At 72.6% G+C, this 16,918-nt stretch carries 12 protein-coding genes; 9 read left to right on the top strand and 3 right to left on the bottom strand.

Annotated features, from left to right (window positions below; all coding sequences use genetic code 11):
• The coding region (locus AB0912_RS01945) for a transposase (protein WP_366695663.1) at nt 1-269 on the top strand (269 nt) is incomplete at its 5' end.
• Nucleotides 270-383: 114 nt separating this feature from the next.
• Here AB0912_RS01945 and AB0912_RS01940 read toward each other — a convergent pair.
• A complete protein-coding gene (locus AB0912_RS01940; protein ID WP_366695661.1) occupies nt 384-947 on the bottom strand; it encodes an SH3 domain-containing protein in 564 nt (187 codons plus the stop codon).
• Nucleotides 948-1,203: 256 nt separating this feature from the next.
• On the opposite strand from AB0912_RS01940, the gene AB0912_RS01935 reads away from it, so the two are divergent.
• The 7 genes from AB0912_RS01935 to AB0912_RS01905 all read left to right on the top strand — a co-directional run bounded on the left by AB0912_RS01935 (nt 1,204) and on the right by AB0912_RS01905 (nt 11,000).
• Complete coding sequence (locus AB0912_RS01935; protein ID WP_366695659.1) at nt 1,204-2,109, top strand: hypothetical protein; 906 nt, start codon at nt 1,204-1,206, stop codon at nt 2,107-2,109.
• 304 nt (nt 2,110-2,413) lie between these two features.
• Complete coding sequence (locus AB0912_RS01930; protein ID WP_366695722.1) at nt 2,414-3,334, top strand: endonuclease/exonuclease/phosphatase family protein; 921 nt, start codon at nt 2,414-2,416, stop codon at nt 3,332-3,334.
• A gap of 189 nt (nt 3,335-3,523) precedes the next feature.
• Complete coding sequence (locus tag AB0912_RS01925; RefSeq protein ID WP_366695657.1) at nt 3,524-5,452, top strand: FUSC family protein; 1,929 nt, start codon at nt 3,524-3,526, stop codon at nt 5,450-5,452.
• A 170-nt stretch (nt 5,453-5,622) separates the two neighbouring features.
• Entirely contained in the window at nt 5,623-7,245 is a 1,623-nt protein-coding gene (locus AB0912_RS01920; protein ID WP_366695655.1) for a VWA domain-containing protein, read from the top strand.
• A gap of 248 nt (nt 7,246-7,493) precedes the next feature.
• Entirely contained in the window at nt 7,494-9,230 is a 1,737-nt protein-coding gene (gene metG / locus AB0912_RS01915; protein ID WP_366695653.1) for a methionine--tRNA ligase, read from the top strand.
• 144 nt (nt 9,231-9,374) lie between these two features.
• Nucleotides 9,375-9,851 (top strand): hypothetical protein, encoded by a 477-nt coding sequence (locus tag AB0912_RS01910; RefSeq protein ID WP_366695651.1) that lies wholly within the window; start codon nt 9,375-9,377, stop codon nt 9,849-9,851.
• Nucleotides 9,852-10,028: 177 nt separating this feature from the next.
• Nucleotides 10,029-11,000, top strand: coding sequence for a hypothetical protein (locus AB0912_RS01905; protein ID WP_366695649.1), 972 nt, complete (start codon nt 10,029-10,031; stop codon nt 10,998-11,000).
• Between the two features lie 100 nt (nt 11,001-11,100).
• Here the strand turns inward: AB0912_RS01905 and aspS are convergent, their stop codons facing one another.
• Entirely contained in the window at nt 11,101-12,864 is a 1,764-nt protein-coding gene (gene aspS, locus AB0912_RS01900) for an aspartate--tRNA ligase (RefSeq protein ID WP_366695647.1), read from the bottom strand.
• 297 nt (nt 12,865-13,161) lie between these two features.
• On the opposite strand from aspS, the gene AB0912_RS01895 reads away from it, so the two are divergent.
• Entirely contained in the window at nt 13,162-15,579 is a 2,418-nt protein-coding gene (locus tag AB0912_RS01895) for a SpoIIE family protein phosphatase (protein WP_366695645.1), read from the top strand.
• A 109-nt stretch (nt 15,580-15,688) separates the two neighbouring features.
• Here the strand turns inward: AB0912_RS01895 and AB0912_RS01890 are convergent, their stop codons facing one another.
• On the bottom strand, nt 15,689-16,771 hold the full coding sequence (locus tag AB0912_RS01890) for an AI-2E family transporter (protein WP_366695643.1): 1,083 nt from the start codon (nt 16,769-16,771) through the stop codon (nt 15,689-15,691).
• Nucleotides 16,772-16,918 lie beyond the last annotated feature (147 nt).

The raw sequence follows: 16,918 nt of genomic DNA, 5'->3' as shown, positions 1-16,918 counted from the left end.
GCGCCTACCTGCGAAAACGCGGCATCGCGTGCGTCATCCCCGAACGCACCGACCAGATCAGCGGCCGCCGACGACGCGGCGAGAGGCTCTGCCGCCTCGACACCACCGCCTACCGGCGCCGCAACGTCATCGAACGCTGCTTCAACAAACTCAAACAGAACAAAGCCCTCGCCACCCGCTACGACAAACGAGCCCGCCACTACAAAGCCCTGGTCACCATCGCCTGCCTACGACTCTGGCTCCCCACCGACATTGCGGACACACCCTAGGGCGGCACCCATACGTGAGGCCCCGGCCGTCGGCCGGGGCCTCACGCGTTCCCTCACCTCACCCGCTCACCGGCGGTCTCACTCACCGGCGGTCTCACTCACCGACTCCCTCGCTCACCGGCCGCCCGGGACCCAGTCCCAGGAGTCGGCGGAGGAGGAACCGGAGACCGTCCAGGTCCACGAGCTGGAGACGCTGAAGGTCCAGGAGCCGGAACCGTTCGAACTCCAGCCGGGGTCCCGGCTCAGGTCACGGTCGTTGTGGTCCCAGTGCGCGTTGTGCCACACCCCGTCCTTCTCCCCGGGGCACGGGTCCGAGCAGCTCGGCACCGTGTGGCCGCCGGTGTCCACGAACGCGGCGCTGGCCCAGGCGTGCGCGCCGACGAGCCAGTACCAGGTCGTGTTGCCGAACACGCTCTGCCCGCGCACCGCGCACTGGACGCGGTCCTGGCTGCCCGGCGAGAGCGCGTCCACGACCGGTGACTTCGTGCTGGGCTGCAGCCGGACGTTGAGTTCGCCGCCGGAGACGACGGTGCCCCAGACGGGGCCGCCCGAGCCGCCACCGCCGTTGACGGGCGCCGACGAAGCCGCCGCCATGGAGGTGCCGGCGGCCGCGACGGTGAGGACACCGCCGCTGATCAGGGCCGCGGCAAGAGTCCGCAGGGCCGGGGTGGTGCGCATATCGGCCTCCTTCTCCCCCGTTTTCCCAGATCCAGATAACACCCGTTCGAGTGAGGGCTCCACCGGAGCGGGCGGAGGCCTTGGGGCCACTGGGCTGTGCGGGTCCGGGCCGAGGGCGCGGCGCCGTCCGGGGCCGCCGACCGGCCGACGGGACCGGTCCTCCGGTCCGTTCCGGGGCCCCCGTTCGGCTTGTCGTCTGCGCCCATTTGCAGCCAACCCGCTCGCGTACGGCCCTGCGGAGGCCTTGCCTGGAGGGGTGTCCCCTCGTCTCCGGAGCGTCCTGTCGGCGGTGCTGATCGGCCTCGCCTGTCTCCTCGCGCCGCTCGGCGCGCTGTCGACGTGGGCGATGTACGGGCTCGGCGACTCCGGACGCTACGAGGCCACGGTGGCGCCGCTCGCCGCCGACGCCGACGTGCGCGACGCGGTGGCCGCCGGTGTCACCGACGGCATCCTGCGCGAGGTGCACGTCCGGCCGAGGCTCCAGGGGCCCGTCAACCACTTCGTGCGGGACGCCGTGCGCTCGTTCACCGAGACGGAGGCGTACCGGACGGCCTGGGAGACCGCCAACATGGCCGCCCACGAGGCGGTGATGCGGGCGCTGCGCGACGACCGCGCCGGTGCCGTGACCGTCGACCTCGCGCCCGTCACCGAGCGGGTCAAACTCCGGCTCGCCGCCGACCACATGCCGCTGGCCGACCGCATCCCCGTGGAGCACACCCGGATCACCGTGCTCGGCGCCGAGGACCTGGCCCGGCTCCGGAAGGGGTTCCACGTGCTCGAAGTCGCCGGTTTCTGGCTGCCCGTGACGTCGGTCGTCTTCGCGGCGGCCGGCATCGTCCTCGCCGTCCGCCGCCGCAGGGCGGTCCTCGCGACGGGCATCGGCACGGCGCTGGGCGCGGCCCTGCTCGGTGTCGCGGTCGCCGTCGGCCGCGGTCTCACCCTCGCCGGTCTGCCGGACGGGGTGTCGCGCACGGCCGCGGGCGCGGTCTACGACGCCCTCACCGAGACCCTCCGGTTCGTCTCCTGGCTGCTCCTCGCCACCGGTCTGACGGTCGCCCTCGCCGCCGCCCTCACCGGCGCGTACGCCCGCCACCGGCGAACGGCCGCGGCAGCGCCGCAGCGGCAGGCGCCCGCCGAACAGTCCACCCGGGTCGGCGCCTGATCCCTTCGGTACGGGTGCTGGTACCGGTACTGGTACTGGTACCGGTCCGGGGCTGGTGCCCGAGCCGGGGCCGGCTCCGCCGGCTCCCGCGCCCTCCCCTCGCCGGCCCCGTCTTCGAGGGAGGATGCGGGGGGATGCGGGGGGATGCGGGGAGGATGCGGAAGTGGCGGACATCCCACGCGAACGAGCGGAGGGCCGGGAGTTGGACACTGGGGCGGCCGGCCGGCGAAGCGCGGAGGAGCCCGCCCGCCGCGAGCGGCGCGGACACGGCGGCGTCCGTACCGTCGGGGCCTGGCTCGCCGGGCTGCTGCTCGCCGGGGTGAGCGTCGTCGTCGGCTGCCGGGCCGCCGACACCGACGCGGTCACCCCCGTACCGCAGGTGCTCGCCTTCCTGCCGTGGCTGCTCGTGCCGGCCGGACTCGCGCTCCTGCTCGCGCTGCTGACCCGCTGGCGGACCGGCCTGGTCTGGGCGGTCGTCGCCCTCGGCTTCGTCGCCTGGTACATCGAGCCCTACGGCAGGACCCGCGCGCCGGCCGGTCCCGCGCTCGCCGAACTGCGGGTGATGACGTCCAACGTCGAGTTCGGGCGGGGCACCGGCTCCCTGATCGAGACGGTCCGCCGACGCGCGCCCGACATCCTTTTCGTGGAGGAGTGCGAGTACGGCTGCTCACGCGCGCTGGCGGACGCCTTCGGCGGGAGCGGCGGCGCCTACCCGTACCGGGCGGCCGTCGAGGGGGCCGGGTCCGACGGCTCGCTCGTGCTGAGCCGCTTCCCGCTGCGCCCCGCCGCCGGGGTGCACGGCACCATGGGCATGCCGGGCGCGTTCGCCGACGTGCGCGGCCACACCGTCGGACTCCAGCTCGCCCACCCGATGCCCCCGATCCCGGGCCAGGTCGGCGTCTGGCGGCGGGAACTCGGCGCGCTGCGCCACTACGCGGCGAACAGCCGGGGCCCGACCATCGTCGCCGGGGACTTCAACGCCTCCCAGGACCACGCCGTCTTCCGCCGCGTCCTCGACACCGGGCTGTACGACAGCGCCCGGCTCGCCGGCTCGCCCCGGACGCCGAGCTGGCCGGCCCGGACCACACCGGAGTTCGGCGCGCAGATCGACCACGTCCTCGTCTCCGCCGACTTCTCCGCCCGGCGAACCGCCTTCCCCCGGATCGACGGCACCGACCACCGGGCCCTGGTCGTCGACCTCACGCTGCACGAACGGAGGGGATGAGCCGGATGAGCCGGATGAGCCGGACCGACGACGGACACAAGCCCCCGGCCGGCCCCCGGTCGGGCTGTCGACCGGCCCCCGATCGGGCTCCCGGCCGGCCCCCCGGACACCAGCCCCGGCCGGCTCACCCCGCCCGGCCGAGCCGGGTGAGCTGCAAAAACCCCCGTACCCGGGGCCCATACTTGGGTCATGTCCCGCCCGTTCCCCATCGGCCTCACCCCGCCCGACTGGCTGGTCAGGAACCTCACTCCACAGCGGGCCCCCGTCAACCGGCCCGCCGTCGCCCGCGCCGCCGTCGCCATGGCCCTGCCGCTCGCCGTCGGCCTCGCCTGCGGCCGGCCCGCGTACGGCGCCCTCGCCTCCATGGGCGCGCTGTCCGGAGTCATCGGCGACACCGCCGACGCGTACCGCATGCGGATCTTCAACATCGCCGTACCGCAGCTCTTCGGCGCGGTCGGCGTCACCATCGGCGCCCTCGTCTTCGGCCACGGCTGGACCGCCGTCGCCGCCGTGACCGGTGTCGCCCTGGTCTCCGGGATGATGTCCTCGATCGGCGCGGTCGCCTCCGTCGCCGGCCTGCTGCTCCTCCTCAACTGCGTGATCGGCGCCGGGCTGCCACTCCCCGGCTCGTGGTGGCTCGCCCCGGTCCTGATGTCCGGCGGCGGCCTCCTCGTCCTCCTGCTCGCGCTGCTGGCCTGGCCGCTGCGGTCGGGGGTGCCCGAGCGGGCGGCCGTCGCCGACACCTACCGCAAGGTCGGGGACCTGCTCGCCGCGAGCGGCACCGGCGCCTACGAGGACCTGCGCCTCACCGTCACCCGCTCCCTGAACGAGTCCTACGACGTCGTCCTCGCCCGGCGCGTCTTCCACCACGGCCGCAGCCCCGACCTCGTCCGGCTGCTCGCCCAGCTCAACGCGGTCACCCCCGTGGTCGAGTCCGCCCCCGCCGCCCACCAGCGGGGCGCGCCCCTGCCCGCCGCGATCCCGGCAGCAGTGCACCGGCTCGCCGAGGCCGTCGAGACCGGCTCCGCCAGCCCGGTCGAACTGCGGCTGCCGGTCCCCGCCGACGAGACCGCGCGGGCCATCGACCACGCGGTCCGGCACGCCGCCGGTGTCGTCACCGACGGCTCGCCCGACCCCCTCGACGACCGGCTCGGCCGGCCCGCCACCCTCCGCGTCCGCGCCGCCCGCGCCACCCGGAACGTCCTGATGTCCGCCGCCTCCTGGCGCTACGGCATCCGGCTCGCCCTGTGTATCGGCCTCGCCCAGGTACTGGTCTCGACCGTCCCCGTGCCCCGCTCGTACTGGGTCGCGCTGACCATCACCTTCGTCATGAAGCCCGACTTCGGGTCCGTGTTCTCCCGGGCCCTGCTGCGCGCGCTCGGCACGGTCGCCGGGCTCGTCGTCGCGGCGGCGGTGCTGACCGTGGTGCCGCGAGGCTGGGGGGACGTGGGCGTGCTGCTGCTGCTCGCCCCGCTCATCCCGGCGGGCACCCCGCGCGGGTACGGCTACCAGACGGCCGCGATCACCCCGGTGATCCTGCTGCTGTCCGACATCCTCAACCACCAGGGCACCGGGCTCGTCGTCCCGCGCCTGGTCGACTCCCTCGTCGGCTGCGGGATCGCCCTGGTGGCCGGATATCTGCTCTGGCCGGAGAGCTGGCACGCCCGGGTCGGCGACCGGCTGGCGGACGCGGTCGCCGACACCGCCGAGTACGTCGAGCTGGCCTTCGGCGACCTCGCCGATCCGGCCGCCCGCGCGCGCAGCAGACGCCGGCTGTACTGGGACCTGTCCTCGATCCGTACGGAGTTCCAGCGCGCCCTGACCGAACCGCCGCCCAACGGGCGCCGGGCCGCCGCCTGGATGCCGCTGGTCGTCGCCGTCGAACGCATCGTGGACGCGACGACCGCCGCCCGGGTCCGGGTGCGCGGGGGAGCGGCGGAACCGTCCGCCGCCGAGATCACCGGCATCGCGCGCCAGCTCCGCGAACTGTCGGAGGGGCTGCGCGAGACGGACGTCCTCGTCGCGGTGCGCACGGAACTGACCGGCCCGGCGGGCAGCGTGCTCGAACCGGTGCGCCAGGAGGTCGCGGCGGCCCGCACGATCGCGTCCCCGCACTGAGCCGGGCGCCGGGCGAACAGAGTTGACGCGTAAGGGGGTTGACGGGCGCGCCGGTGAGGGTGTCACCAGGGTGCCGCCCCTGCCGAAGATCACCTTCTGTGGCCGCTAACCTTACGTGTCCGTCCTGGCCAGGGATTGACGGGCATCAACTCACGCGAAGGGTTGCGCACATGGGCATTCTCACTCTCCTGCGGAATGCGTTCGGCCGCTCACGCAAGGGGCGTGACGCCGACGCGGAGACCTCGCGAGAGGTGACGCCGACGGTTCCGCCCCCCTCCCAGGAGGCCACCCCCACTCCGACGCCGACTCCGACCGAAACCCCGGAAACGGCAACGGCAACGGCGTCGACAACGGACCCGGCCCCGGAGTCCTCCACCCCCGACCCCAAGATCCCGTCCCAGCCGACCCCGTCGGTCGTGGACGACCTGGTCTCCGCAGCCTTCGACAACGTAACGGTCCCCAAGCAGACCCCGTCCCCCAAGGCGGAGCCTGTCGCGGACGCCGGCCCGGAGACCGAGACGAAGCCCGAGGCGGAGCCCGTCGCGGACGCCGGCCCGGTGGTCGAGGCGGAGCCCGAGGCGGAGCCTGTCGCGGACGCCGGCCCGGAGACCGAGACGAAGCCCGAGGCGGAGCCTGTCGCGGACGCCGGCCCGGTGGTCGAGGCGGAGCCCGTGGTCGTCGCCGAGGCGGGCCCGGTGACGGCGATCGAGCCGGACCCGACGCCGGAGGCGGAGCCGGAGCCTGAGCCGGTGATCGAGCCGGTCACGGTGACCGAGCCGGAGGCGGCCATCGAACCGGCGACGGTGGTGGAACCCGAGGCCCCGGTGGAGGAGCCCGAGGCCGAGGGCGAAGCCGAGGCGGCCACCCCGGTGACCGCGGCACCCGCCGACGGCGAGGAAACCCCCCACCCCCGACCCGAGCCGGCCAACGAAGCCAGCACGGGCGGTGCGGGTGGGAGCACTCCCGCCGAAGGCGAAGCCGAGGCGGCGCCCCCGGCACCCCCCGCACCCGCCGACGGCGAGGAAACCCCCCACCCCCGACCCGAGCCGGTCAGCGAAACCAGCACGGGCGGCGCGGGCGGGAACACCCCCGCGACCCCAACCCCAACCCCGGCCCCGGCCCCGGCCCCTGCCCCGGCGGTCCCCCTGACAAGGGTCAAGTCAAAGGCCCCGGCGCTGGCAACGGCGTACAAGGAAGCGGGTACCGCGCTGAAGAAGCGGGACCTGACCGGCACCCGAGCCAAGATCTACCTCGTACTCGACCGCTCCTCCTCCATGCGCCCCTACTACAAGGACGGCTCCGCCCAGGCCCTGGGCGAACAGGCCCTCGCCCTCGCCGCCCACCTGGACCCGGAGGCGACCGTCCACGTCGTCTTCTTCTCCACGGAACTGGACGGCACCGGCACCCTGACCCTCACCGAGTTCGAGAACAAGGTCGACGAGCTGCACGCCGGCCTCGGCCGCATGGGCCGTACGAGCTACCACGCGGCGGTCGAGGAAGTCGTCTCGCACTACCAGAAGTCGGACACCACGGACCCGGCGCTGGTGCTGTTCCAGGTGGACGGCGCTCCCGACGCGAAGACCCCGGCCACCCAGTCGCTCGCGGACGCGGCCAAGGACCACCCGAACGTCTTCTTCTCCTTCGTCGCGTTCGGCGAGAAGGAGAACAAGGCCTTCGACTACCTGCGCAGGCTGAAGACCGGCAACACGGCCTTCTTCCACGCGGGCCCGGCCCCGCGCGAGCTGACGGACGTCGAGATCTACGACGGCGTCCTGGAGAACTGGCGCCCGTAACGGCCGAGGCCACCCGAGCCGCCCCGCGTCCCCACCCCGCCCCCGACCCCCGCACCACTCCCCCATAGCCCTCATAGCCCTCATAGCCCCCATCGCACCACCCCCGGGCCGCCCCTTCCCACCCTGTGAAAAAGGAAGCGGGCGGCCCGCGCGTGTCGGCTACGATTTCAAGGTTCACCGATGACGACGCGCCGGCCGGAGAACCGAGGCGGTCGTCACCCCACGTAGCGACTTGGGAGCAGCCCGCGATGGCTCGACACCTCATCACCAGCGCCCTTCCGTACATCAACGGGATCAAGCACCTGGGCAACATGGTGGGGTCCATGCTCCCGGCGGACGTGTACGCCCGGTACCTCCGCCAGCGCGGTCACGACGTCCTCTACATCTGCGCGACGGACGAGCACGGCACCCCCGCCGAACTGGCGGCCAAGGAGCAGGGCCTGCCCGTGGACGTGTTCTGCGCGCAGGCGCACGACGCGCAGAAGGCGGTCTACGACGGCTTCGAGCTGGCCTTCGACTACTTCGGCCGCAGCTCCAGCCCGCAGAACCGGGAGATCACCCAGCACTTCGCGCGCCGTCTGAACGAGAACGGCTTCATCGAGGAGCGCGCGATCCGCCAGGTGTACTCGCCGGCCGACGGGCGTTTCCTGCCCGACCGCTATGTGGAGGGCACCTGCCCGCACTGCGGCTACGACAAGGCCCGCGGCGACCAGTGCGAGAACTGCACACGCGTCCTCGACCCCACGGACCTGATCAACCCGCGGTCGGCGATCTCCGGCTCGACGGACCTGGAGGTCCGCGAGACGAAGCACCTGTTCCTGCTCCAGTCGAAGCTCCAGCACGAGGTCGAGGAGTGGGTGGCCCGGCACGAGTCCGAGTGGCCGCAGCTCGCCTCCTCCATCGCCCGCAAGTGGCTGACCGAGGGCCTGCACGACCGGGCGATCACCCGTGACCTGGACTGGGGCGTGCCGGTCCCGGCCGACACCTGGCCGGAGCTGGCGGCCGAGGGCAAGGTCTTCTACGTGTGGTTCGACGCGCCGGTCGAGTACATCGGCGCGACGAAGGAGTGGGCGGACGCCGCCGGGGACGCGGAGGCGGGCGACCGTGACTGGAAGTCCTGGTGGTACGAGGCGGACTCCGGCGAGAACCCGGTCCGGTACACGCAGTTCATGGCGAAGGACAACGTGCCCTTCCACACCGTGATGTTCCCGGCCACCGAGCTGGGCGTGCGCGAGCCGTGGAAGAAGGTCGACTACGTCAAGGCCTTCAACTGGCTGACGTACTACGGGGGGAAGTTCTCCACGTCCCAGAAGCGCGGCGTCTTCACCGACCACGCCCTGGACCTCCTGCCCGCCGACTACTGGCGCTACTTCCTCATCGCGAACGCCCCCGAGTCGGACGACTCGTCGTTCACCTGGGAGCACTTCACGGCCACGGTGAACAAGGACCTGGCCGACACCCTCGGCAACTTCGTCAACCGTGTGCTGTCCTTCTCCAAGAAGCGCTTCGGCGAGGAGGTCCCGGCGGGGGCGGCGGCCGGTGAGGCCGAGGCGAAGCTCGGCGAGGAGATCGCCGGGCTGCTCGCGGAGTACGAGACCCAGATGGAGGCCCTCCAGTTCCGCAAGGCCGCCGCCGCGCTGCGCGCCCTGTGGTCGGCCGGCAACTCCTACCTGGAGGAGAAGGCCCCCTGGCTGGAGATCAAGACCAACCCCGAGGGCGCGGCGCTGACGCTGCGCACGGCGATGAACCTGATCCACCTCTACTCGGTGGTCTCCGAGCCCTTCATCCCGGCGTCCGCCCGTGCCCTGCGCGCGGCCTTCACGCTGGCCGACGACACGGCGGCCTGGGTGACCCGGGACGAGGCGCGCGCCCTGTCCTCGGTGCCGGCCGGCACGCCGTTCACGGTGCCTCCGGTCCTCTTCGCGAAGATCACGGACGAGGACCTGGAGTCGTACAAGGAGCGCTTCGGCGGGGCTCCGGAGTAGGCACGGAGCGGGCACCGGAGCGGGCACCGGATTCAGGCCAAGGGGCCCGGCACCACACCCTGGTGCCGGGCCCCTTCGGCGCCCACCGCCCTTGGGGCGGCCCTGACTTCTGGCATGACCCCGCTCACCCGTATGGTTTCCGCCATGGCAGTCCCCGAGGTCATTCCGATCGCCTACGAACCGAAGCACCGTACCGAGACCATCGGCCGGTACGCGGACGGTCAGTTCCTGGCGTCGATCACGTACGCCTTCCCCGAAGGGTTCCGTCCCGACGACGGCTGGGAAGAGCACAAACGGCTCTACACCGTGCTCCACACCTTCGACTCCGAAGGCCACTACCGCGACTCGGAGATCTGGTGCGCCGGCACCTGGGCCGAGCAGCAGAGCGACCCGCACGGGGACACCTCCGTGCTCTCGCGCGCCCGCGTCCACCTGGCCAAGCTGCTGCGCAGCCTGCCCCGCCGCTCGTACACGGACATCGCGATCCGTCCCTTCCAACTCACGGTGGACGGCGTCCTGTTCGGCCTCCTGACCGGAGTGGACGAAGGCGAACCCTGGGCCGAGCTCTACCCCGACCGCCTGGGCTTCACCGCCCCCTGGAACGGCACGTACGACACCTGACACGGCCCCCGCCCACTCCGGCGTCCTCCTCCACGTCCCAACACGCCCGTCTCAGCCGCCCGACGAGCTGCGCGGCGTCAACCACCCCGGTGAACTGAACGTTTCAGCGTGCCTCGAAAGAGTGGACGACACTTGCCGTCCGGGCGGGACGTGGAGTGAGCCGCTTACGTTGCGCACATGGTCACATCAGCACACGAGGGCCTGCACCGGATCTTCCAGGACCGGCCCGAGATCCTCGCCCCCGTCTTCGGGGTCCTGGGTATCGCGTTACCCGACAAGGCGACGGTGGACGCGGTCACCCCCGACGCCACGGAGACCAAACCGGTCGAACGCCGCATCGACACCGTCCTGCGCGTCGGCCCTTCCGACGGCGACGACTTCCTGCTGGCCGTCGAGGCCCAGGAACGCCGGGACCCGAAGAAGGCGTCGAGTTGGGCGTACTACGTCTCCTATCTCCAGGCCAAGTACGGCCTGCCGGTGCTTCTCCTCGTCATCTGCCGGGACCGGGCCACGACCAAGTGGGCTGTGGGCCCGTTCGACTGCGGAGCCCGTGGCTGGGTCGCGCAACGGACCTACCCATTGGTCATCGGACCCGAGAACCTCCCGGTCATCACCGATGAACGGACGGCGGCGCGAAAGCCTGCGATGGCCGCCTTCTCCGCGCTGGCTCACGCCCGAAGCGATGACATCGACGCCATACTGGAAGCGCTGGGCCGCGCCCTCCAGGGGATGGAGTGGGAGGCCTCGGACTACTTCTACGAGTTCCTGGACGTCAATCTGGGGGATACCCCCGCCGGACAGAAATGGAGGGAAATCTTGAGCTTCGTCACTTACTTCCCTGGCAGGGGAACCGTCCGTGAGACGGCCTACCTCGAAGGCAAGGCGGAGGGCAAGGCCGAGGGGAAAGCCGAGGGTAAGGCTGAAGGCAAGGCCGAGGGGGAGGCCAGGGGTGAGGCGAAGGGGGTGCTGCGCGTTCTGGAGGTACGGGGGCTGAGCATCTCCGACGACACCCGCGCACGCATCTCGACCTGCACCGACCTCGACCTCCTCAACGACTGGCTCGACCGTGCCGGAAGCGTCGAGCGCGCGGAGGATCTTTTCGACGGCGGGACCGGGGCCGTGGTGGACCCTCCCGGACAGGCTGAGTGACCGGCCGGCACGACTGTCGGCGGCCGGCGGTGCACGCGGAAGGGCCCGGAACCCTGGTGGGTTCCGGGCCCTTCCGGTGGGACCTGCGGCCCGCCGGGGCCTACTTCGGCTGGGGCTTGCGGACGGTGAGGTGGAGTTCGCGGAGGCGGGTCTCGTCCAGTTCCGTGGGGGCGCCCATCATCAGGTCCTGGGCGTTGCCGTTCAGCGGGAACGCGATCGTCTCGCGGATGTTCGGCTCGTCCGCGAGGAGCATGACGATGCGGTCCACGCCCGGGGCGATACCGCCGTGCGGCGGGGCGCCGAAGCGGAACGCGCGGAGCATGCCGGCGAACTGCTCCTCGACGGTCTCCCGGTCGTAGCCCGCGATCTCGAAGGCCTTAAGCATGATCTCGGGCTCGTGATTGCGGATCGCGCCGGAGGACAGCTCGACGCCGTTGCAGACGATGTCGTACTGCCAGCCGAGGATGTCCAGCGGGTCCTGGGTCTCCAGGGCCTCCAGACCGCCCTGCGGCATCGAGAACGGGTTGTGCGAGAAGTCGATCTTCCCGGTCTCCTCGTCCTTCTCGTACATCGGGAAGTCCACGATCCAGCAGAACCGGAAGACGTTCTCCTCGAAGTTGCCCGAGCGCTTGGCGGCCTCGACCCGCACCGCGCCCATGATCTTCGAGACCTCTTCGAACTCGCCCGCGCCGAAGAACACCGCGTGGCCCGGCGCCAGGGAGAGCCGCTTGGTCAGCTCGGCGACGTTCGCCTCCGTGAGGAACTTGGCGATCGGGCCGGTCAGCGAGCCGTCCTCGCCCACCCGCACCCAGGCCAGGCCCTTGGCGCCCTGCTCGACCGCGTAGTCACCGAGGCCGTCGAAGAACTTGCGGCTCTGGCCGGAGACGTCCGGCACCGGGAGCGCGCGCACGTGCTTGCCGGCGAAGGCCTTGAACTCGGAGCCCTCGAAGACGTCGGTGATGTCGACCAGTTCGAGCCGGGCCCGCAGGTCCGGCTTGTCGGAGCCGTACTTCAGCATCGACTCGCGGAACGGGATGCGCGGGAACGGCGAGGTGACGTGACGGCCACCGCCGAACTCCTCGAACAGCTCCGTCATGAGCTTCTCGATGGGCTGGAAGACGTCCTCCTGCTCGACGAAGGACATCTCCACGTCGAGCTGGTAGAACTCGCCCGGCGAACGGTCAGCGCGGGCGTCCTCGTCACGGAAGCAGGGCGCGATCTGGAAGTACCGGTCGAAGCCGGAGATCATCAGGAGCTGCTTGAACTGCTGCGGCGCCTGCGGAAGCGCGTAGAACTTGCCCGGGTTCAGCCGGGACGGCACCACGAAGTCGCGCGCGCCCTCGGGGGAGGTGGCGCTGAGGATCGGGGTCGCCATCTCGTTGAAGCCCAGCGCCGTCATCTTGTGACGGATCGCGGAGATCACGGCCGTACGCAGCAGGATGTTGCGGTGCATCCGCTCGCGGCGCAGGTCGAGGAAGCGGTACTCCAGGCGCCGCTCCTCGTTGACGCCGTCCTCGGCGTTGATCGTGAAGGGCAGCGGCTGGGCGGCGCCGAGCAGCTCGACCTCACCGACCTCGACCTCGATCTCGCCGGTCGGCAGCTCCGGGTTCACGTTCTCCGTGCCGCGCGAGACGACCTTGCCGTCGACGCGGACCGTCGACTCCTTGGAGACCTTGTCCAGTGCCTCGTAGGCGGGGGTGCCGGGGCGGGCGACGAGCTGCGTGATGCCGTAGTGGTCGCGCAGATCGATGAAGAGGATGCCACCCAGGTCTCGGCGATTGTGCAGCCAGCCGCTCAGCCGGACGTCGCTGCCGACGTCAGAGGCGCGGAGCTCGCCGCAGGTGTGGGACCTGTACCGATGCATCGTCGTTCATCCAGTCTTCGCGGATTGGGGGCTCGTTTCACGTGAAACACCCCCAGGGTACCGGGCAGCCCGTGATCGCCTCCCCACGGTTTGGCGCGAGACCGCGCGCGGGGTGCGCCTGGGGTGCGGGGGCAGCGGGCACGGACGGGCGGGGGCCCGCGCCGGGCACGGACGGGCGGGAGCCGCACGCGGACGGGCGGGGGCCCGCGCCGGGCACGGACGGGCGGGAGCCGCACGCGGACGGGCGGGGGCGGGCTTCGGTGGCAGGCACCGATCACCTGTTCCTACAGTGGGCCCATGCGCACTGGTGAGCCCCTGCCCGCGACGGGGGACGTCCTGGCCTCTCTGGCGACCGGCCTGTGGCGCTGGGACGAAGCCGCGGGCCTCGTCACCTTCGACGCGGAGGCGGCCCGCCTCATGGGCCTGCCCGGAGGCGCGGAACACACGACCCTCACCGCCGCGGGCGTCCGCGCCCACGTCCACCCCGTCGACTGGAACGAGATGGACGGGGTGGTCCAGCTCGCCGTCGCCGAGGGCACTCTCGCCGAGGCCCGGATGCGGATCATGGACGGGAACGGACGGGTGCTGCGTACCGTCCGCAGCCGTTCCCGGCCCGTCGTCGACCCCGAGACCGGGCACTTCGAGCTGATCGGCACCCTCCAGGAGGTCAGCGAGCAGCCGCCGGGGGCCGCCGCCCGCACCCCGGTCACCGGAGACTGGCGCCGCTCGCGCGAGGCGTTCCTGCTGGACGCGGGACGGGCGCTCGCCGAGGCCCGCTCCACGGCGGAGGTGCTGCGCGTCGCGGCGGGCCTGTCCATGCCCGGTTTCTCACCGGACGGCCTCGCCGTCTTCGGCGCGGAGGGCGACCGCCTCACGATCATCGGCCACCACGGGCAGCAGCCCGGCGACGAGGGCCCCTTCTCGCACATGTCGCTGGCCACCGACTACCCGGCCGCCGAGGTCGTCCGCACCGGCCGCGCCGTCTACCTCTCCTCCCCGGAGGCCTACAAGGAGCGCTACCCGGCCTCCTGGCCGCTCGCACAGCGCTTCGGCCGGCAGTCCTGGGCGTTCCTGCCGCTCACCGTCGCCGGCAGCACCATGGGCGCGTGGATGGCGGCCTTCACGTATCCGGTCTCCTTCACGCCCGACGAACGCTCGGTCCTCACCACCGTCGCCCGCATGCTCGCCCAGGCCCTCTCCCGCGCCGGCGCCGCCGAGACCGAACGGGAGCTGACGGACGGCCTCCAGCGCTCGATGATGCCGACGCTCGGCCCGCAGATGCCGGGCATGAGCGTCGCCGCGCGCTACGTCCCGACCGGCGGCGGCCTCCAGGTCGGCGGCGACTGGTACGACATGATCCCGCTGCCCACCGGCCGCTTCGCCCTCGTCATCGGCGACGTCCAGGGCCACGACGTGCGCGCGGCCGGCCTGATGGGCCAGCTCCGGATAGCGCTGCGCGCCTACGCCTCGGAGGGCCACCGCCCGGACGCGGTGCTCTCCCGGGCCTCCCGTTTCCTCTACGGGGTCACGGACTCGGTGACGTACGGGTCGAGCGGCGGCACCGGCGCCGGGGACGGCCCCGGCGACCCTGGCGACCTGCGCTTCGCGACCTGCCTGTACGTCGAGGTCGACCCGGCCACCGGCAGCCTCGACATCGCCCGCGCCGGGCATCCCGACCCCGCGATACGCATGGCGGACGGGACGGTGCTGACGCGGTCCACCGCGGGCGGGCTGCCGCTCGGCATCGACCCGGACGCCGACTACCCGACCACCCGGCTCGTCCTGGAACCCGGCGAGACGATGCTGGTCTGCACCGACGGGCTCATCGAGACCGGCGGCCACGACCTCGACACGGGCTGGCGCCGCATCCGCGGGACGCTCGAATCCCACCAGGGCGACATGGAGTCCCTGGCGGACGCCCTCGTGCAGGCCGTGCACGGGCCCTCCTCGCACCACACCACCGGCCCGCTGGCGGACCGCCGTGAGGACGACATCGCCGTGCTGCTGCTGTCCCGGGAGGCGGAGCGCGGCTACGGCGGCACCACCCCGACCGTGCGGCCGACGGTCCGGCGCACGATGCTGACCGTGGCGCAGGCCGAGCCCGAGCGGATCGCGAGCGCCCGCCAGCAGGTGCGCGAGCTGCTGCACGACTGGGCCTCCGCCGACCAGCTCGACTCGGCGGTCCTGCTGGTCTCCGAGATGATCACCAACGTCCTCGTGCACACGGACGCCGACGCGCTGCTCGTGGCCGAGGTGACGGGGGAGCCGGGCAAGCGGCGGATGCGGATCGAGGTCACCGACGGCAGCGACGACCTGCCGCACCGGCGCGACCCCGGGGAACTGGCGTCGTCCGGACGCGGACTGGTCCTGGTGGAACTGCTCGCGGACGCCTGGGGCGTCGACCCGCGGGGCGAAGGCAAGAGCATCTGGTTCGAGTTCTCGGAGGAGGAGGACACGGAGACCGCCGCCCCGGCCGCCGACCAGGCCGGCCAGGATGCCCCGACCGGTCAGGCCGACCAGACCGGCAGGAGGGAGGCCTCCCGGGACGCCGCGATGCTGGAGGCCCTGGAGGCGTTCGGCGACGCGGCCGACTTCGACGAGGCGACGGACGCCGGGGACGCGTCCGAGGCCGCGGACACCAGGCCCCGGGCCCCGGCGGCCCCGGGCGGCGGGGGCACCCCGGCCGGCCTCGAAAAACCCACCGGCGACGGCTGAGCGGACCCCGGTGGACCGGACGGCCCGGAAGCCGCCGGGTCCCGGCTGGGCGGACCCCGCGAAACGGCCGGCCACCGCCGAGCCGGACCTCGGTGAGGCTGGTCGTCGGCTACGGCGTCTCCGGCGGGCCCGGTACGCCGGGCGCCCCCGATGTCCCGGGGCCGTCCGGCCCGTACAGCGCCCGGAGTTCGTGTACGACCCCGAAGACCGCCGCCGTCAGCGGGACCGCGAGGAGCATGCCGAGGATGCCGGCGACCGACGCGCCCGCGGTGATCGCCAGCAGTACCACCGCCGGATGCATCTGCACGGTCCTGCTCTGGATCATCGGCTGGAGCACGTGACCCTCCAGGACCTGCACGGCGAGGACGACGCCGAGCGCCCACAGGGCGATGACGAACCCCCGGTCCGCGAGCGCGACCAGCACGGCCACCGCGCCGGAGATGAACGCCCCGAGGTAGGGCACGAACGCGCCCACGAAGACGAGCGCGCCGAGCCCCACCGCGCCCGGGACGCGCAGGATCAGCAGCCCGACGGTGATGCACAGGGCGTCGATGAGCGCGATCAGGGTGGTCCCGCGCATGAAGCCCTCGACGGCTCCGAAGGCCCGGCGGGCCATGGCCTCGACGAGGTCGGCGGTCCCCCGGGGTGCCAGCGTGCGCAGGGTGCCGGCCACCCGGTCGGAGTCCCGCAGGAAGAAGAACACCAGCAGCAGGGCGAGCACGGCCATGGCGAGGGTCTCGCCGACGACACTGACCCCGCTGATGACGTTGGCCGCGGCGGTGCCGCCGAACTTGGCCAGCAGGTCCTTGGAGTTGCCGGCGAGATCGTCCAGCGAGGTGCCCGCCGCGCCGAAGTGCTCGGCGACGGAGCGGGCGGCCTGGCGCAGCGAGGTGACGATCTGTCCGCCGGTGTGGATGAGCGCGGCGACGACGATGTAGACGGCGCCGCCGACCACGACGGCCACCGCGACGCAGGTGAGCGCGGCGGCCAGCGACTGGTTGACCCGCATCCGCAGCAGCCGCCGGTAGAGCGGCCCGAGCAGGGCGGTGCCGAGCAGGGCGAGCAGCACCGGCACCACCGCCGTACGGAACTCCCCGCACAGCAGGATGCCGACCCAGCCGACCCCGGCCGCCAGCAGGATCACGACACACCAGGCCGCCAACCGCCGGGCGCCTTCGGGGAGTAGCTGCACCCCCTCACCTGACCATGCGTCAGGCCGGGCGGCGCCCCGGGGCGGCCGAACGAGGGAGGGGCGGCCCGGACACCAGGAGGCCCCGTCCGCCGGTGCGGACGGGGCCTCCCGTGTTCAACGCCCGTGAGCGACGGCCCGGCCGGGGGG

The sequence above is a fragment of the Streptomyces sp. NPDC007084 genome, from assembly GCF_040703595.1.
Classification (GTDB): domain Bacteria; phylum Actinomycetota; class Actinomycetes; order Streptomycetales; family Streptomycetaceae; genus Streptomyces.
This window is presented reverse-complemented; position numbering and strand designations above follow the sequence as displayed.